Consider the following 3,541-nt stretch of genomic DNA (forward strand, 5'->3'; position numbering starts at 1 on the left):
GGGCCCAGTTGCAGCGTCAGAGCGTATCGAGCGCTGTCCGTCGCCACAGCCACCTTCGCGACTAGGCCCCGGCCTTCGCCGGGGTGGTGGATTGGTCGAGTGGCTGGCAGCAGCGCTCCCCAATGCTCACCCCGGCACCGTGGTCGGCGCGGACCAGATCATCGCCTCCGCAACCGAAAAAGCCGCGCTCCATGCACACACTGGCGCGATCGCGGTCGACATGGAATCGCACATCGCCGCCCGCGTCGCCGCGCGCCACAACCTCCCGTTCGCGATTCTGCGCACGATCTCGGACAGCGCCGATCACGCGCTGCCCCCCGCCGCTCTGGTCGGCATGAAACCCGATGGCGGCGTCGCGCTCGGCGCGATCCTTGCCTCGCTCGCGCGCAACCCGGCGCAACTCCCCGCGCTGATCCGCACCGGGCGGGAGGCGGGGGCAGCGTTCAGTGCGCTACGCCGCGCGCTGGGTGCGCTTGAAGCCCTCGGGATCGGCGGCCTTGATCTTCGCGAGTTCACGCTCGACGTGTAGCGAGTGGACGTCGCTCGCCTTGCGGGCGTTGGACAGGTCGATATCGGGGGCCATCGGACCTTCGGTGCGCACGCCGTTGCGGCCGATCGCGAACATCTTCAGCGGATGGCGGATCGAGTCGCTCGCCGCCGTGCCCTCGAACCCGCAATGCACCATGCAGTTCGAGCACTTTTCATATTTGCCGACGCCATATTGATCCCAGTCGGTGCCTTCCATCAGCTCGGCAAAGGTGTCGACATAGCCTTCGCCGACCAGATAGCATGGCTTCTGCCAGCCGAAGACGGTGCGCAGCGGCATCGACCACGGCGTGCATTCATAGGTCTGGTTGCCTGCGAGGAAATCGAGGAACAAGGGCGAGTTGGTGAAGGTCCACGCCTTGCCGCCATCACCTTTCCGGAACACATCACGGAAGAAGTTCTTGGTGCGCTCGCGCGTCAGGAAATGCTCCTGATCGGCGGCGCGCTCGTACGAATAGCCGGGCGAGATGGTGATCTCGACGCCACGCTTCTGCATCTCGTCGAAGAACGCAGCCAGGCGGGTCGGGTCCGCCCCGTCGAACACGGTGCAATTGACCTGGACGCGGAAGCCCTTGGCTTTGGCCATTTCGATCGCTTCGATCGCGACTTCATAGGTGCCGGCCTGGTCGACCGCATGGTCGTGCATGCCCTTGTCGCCATCGAGATGGATCGACCAGGTGAAGTATGGCGACGGCTTATAGTCGTCGATCTTCTTCTTCATCAGCAGCGCGTTGGTGCACAGGATGACGAACTTCTTCTTGGCGATATAGCCCTGGACGATCTTGGGCATGTCGCGGTGGAGCAACGGCTCGCCGCCCGCGATCGAGACGGCGGGCGCGCCGCATTCGTCGATCGCGTCCATGCACTGGTCATAGGACAGGCGCTGGTTGAGGATCGCATCGGGATAATCGATCTTGCCGCAGCCCGGGCACGCCAGATTGCAGCGCAGCAGCGGCTCGAGCATCAGCACGAGCGGATATTTACCGCCCTTGATGTGGTTTTTCAGGGTGTAGGCGCCAATGCGCGCAAGCGGGGCTAAGGGAAGGCTCATGGGGGTTCCTATGCGCTCAAAACGCGCTGTTGGGAAGTTGCAGGCGGGTCGCGCAACTCACGCGGCAGACCGAATTCGAGCGATTCCTCGACGCCTGCCAGCTGTGTCACCTCGACCGGACCAAGTTTGCGCAGCGCCGCGATCACGCTGTCGACCAGCTCGTCCGGCGCGGATGCGCCTGCAGTGAGGCCAACGCGCTCGACGCCCGCGAACCACGCCGGATCGATCGCGCTGCCATCGGCGACGAGATAGCTCGGCAAGCCCTCATCCTGCCCGAGATCGCGCAGACGGCTGGAGTTGGAGCTGTTTTCGGAGCCTACCACCAGCAGCAGATCGGCCACCTTGCACAGATCGCGCACCGCGCTCTGGCGGTTCTGCGTTGCGTAGCAGATTTCGGAAACGTCGGGCCCGATCAGGTTGGTAAAGCGCTTCGCCAGCGCGGCGATCACATTCTTGGTGTCGTCCACGCTCAGCGTCGTCTGGGTGATATAGGCGATCTCGGCATCCTCGGGGATGTCGAGCGCAGCGACATCGGCCTCGGTCGAAACGAGATGGACGGGCGCATCGACTTGCCCGCGCGTGCCGATCACTTCGGCATGGCCTTCATGCCCGATCATCACCAGCGTCCGCCCGGCCTTGGCATAACGCCGACCCTGCAAATGCACCTTGGTCACCAGCGGACACGTCGCGTCGAACACCGGCAGCTTGCGCGCCTTGGCCTCTTCCTCGACGGTACGGGCGACGCCGTGCGCGCTGAACACCGTCATCGCGCCCTCGGGCACGTCTGACAGTTCTTCAACGAACACCGCGCCTTTTGCGCGCAGCGTGTCCACGACGTGGCGGTTATGGACGATTTCGTGGCGGACGTAGACCGGCGCGCCGTAGCGGTCGATCGCGCGCTCGACGATCTCGATCGCGCGTACGACGCCTGCGCAGAAACCGCGCGGGTTGGCCAAAATTACTTGCAAAAACTGTCCTTCCGTCCGCTCAAATGCCGAAAACCGGGCGCGGGGCCGGAGGGCACGCACACGGATCCGTCATGTATGCCTCCCGGCCGCTTATTCTAGCCGCGTCGCAGCATAAAGAAAGCAGGAAAACCTATATCTTCGGGTGGGTGGTTTCCCGGCCGGGCACCCGATAGCGCCTAAAGCGTTCATCGGCGCTACAGCGGTTTGTGCTAGGGCCGTTGCGGTGATAACGGCCAGACCAACTACCTGGGTCATCGCCAAATGTCCCAATAGGAGCTTTCGATGATTTTCTCCCTGCGATACGTCGTGCCGATGGTGGCATTGTGCAGCGCGGTTCCGCTTGCCGCGCAAGCCACCGATCCGGCGCGGGCCCCCGTCCAGACCCTGAACGATGGATTGCTGACGATCATGAAGGGCGGCAGCGCGCTCGGCACGCAAGGCCGAATCGCGCGGATCGGCCCGGTCGTCGACCAGACCTTCGACATCGGCCTGATCACGCGGCTGTCGGTGGGGCCCGATTGGGTAAAGGTGGCCCCGGGCGACCAGGCCACGCTGGTTTCGGCGATGCGCCGCATGACGGTTGCCCAATATGCCTCGAACTTCAGCACCTATGGCGGTGAGAGTTTCAGCATCGACCCCCGCGTCGAGACGCGGGGCACAGACAAGCTGGTACGGACGACGCTTTCCGCGCCGAAGGGGGACGCGGTCCCGATCGGCTATCGCTTGCGACAGAGCGGCGGCAAGTGGAAGATCGTGGATGTCTATTACAAGAATGCGATCAGCCAGTTGGCGACGCGGCGCGCCGATTTCGCGAGTGTTTTCGCCAAAGGCGGTGCCAAGGCCCTGATCGCGCATCTCGACGACTTGGCCGCCAAAGGCGGGCGCTAAGCCGGGTGACGATTCGATCGACGACCAGCGCGCTGGCGGTGGCGATCGCGCTGCTGGCCGCGCCCGTCACGGCTGCACCGCAGTCGGC

4 protein-coding genes are annotated in these 3,541 nt (G+C 64.3%); 2 read left to right on the plus strand and 2 right to left on the minus strand.

The features are described from left to right. Window positions 1-529 (plus strand): phosphorylase family protein (locus tag NW75_RS13950; RefSeq protein ID WP_052192415.1); only part of this gene is annotated, 529 nt, incomplete at its 5' end. On the opposite strand, the gene hpnH is transcribed toward NW75_RS13950, so the two are convergent. Then, window positions 452-1,597 carry an adenosyl-hopene transferase HpnH gene (hpnH, locus tag NW75_RS13955; RefSeq protein WP_033965809.1) on the minus strand — a complete coding sequence of 382 codons (1,146 nt, stop codon included), beginning with the start codon at window positions 1,595-1,597 and terminating at the stop codon, window positions 452-454. The genes NW75_RS13950 and hpnH overlap by 78 nt on opposite strands. Before the next feature lie 8 nt (window positions 1,598-1,605). Further along, the gene (gene ispH / locus NW75_RS13960) at window positions 1,606-2,565 is read right to left on the minus strand and encodes a 4-hydroxy-3-methylbut-2-enyl diphosphate reductase (protein WP_033965810.1); all 960 of its coding nucleotides are present in this window, start codon (window positions 2,563-2,565) and stop codon (window positions 1,606-1,608) included. Window positions 2,566-2,847: 282 nt separating this feature from the next. Here ispH and NW75_RS13965 point away from each other — a divergent pair, with 282 nt between their 5' ends. Beyond that, window positions 2,848-3,453, plus strand: coding sequence for an ABC transporter substrate-binding protein (locus tag NW75_RS13965; protein WP_033965811.1), 606 nt, complete (start codon window positions 2,848-2,850; stop codon window positions 3,451-3,453). Window positions 3,454-3,541 lie beyond the last annotated feature (88 nt).

The organism is Sphingomonas sp. Ant H11, assembly GCF_000797515.1.
In the GTDB taxonomy this organism is placed as follows: domain Bacteria; phylum Pseudomonadota; class Alphaproteobacteria; order Sphingomonadales; family Sphingomonadaceae; genus Sphingomonas.

Excerpts from the sequence above, each read along its gene's own strand:
- hpnH (WP_033965809.1), bottom strand. The coding sequence starts at position 1,597 with ATGAGCCTTCCCTTAGCCCCGCTTGCGCGCATTGGCGCCTACACCCTG.
- NW75_RS13965 (WP_033965811.1), top strand. The coding sequence starts at position 2,848 with ATGATTTTCTCCCTGCGATACGTCGTGCCGATGGTGGCATTGTGCAGC.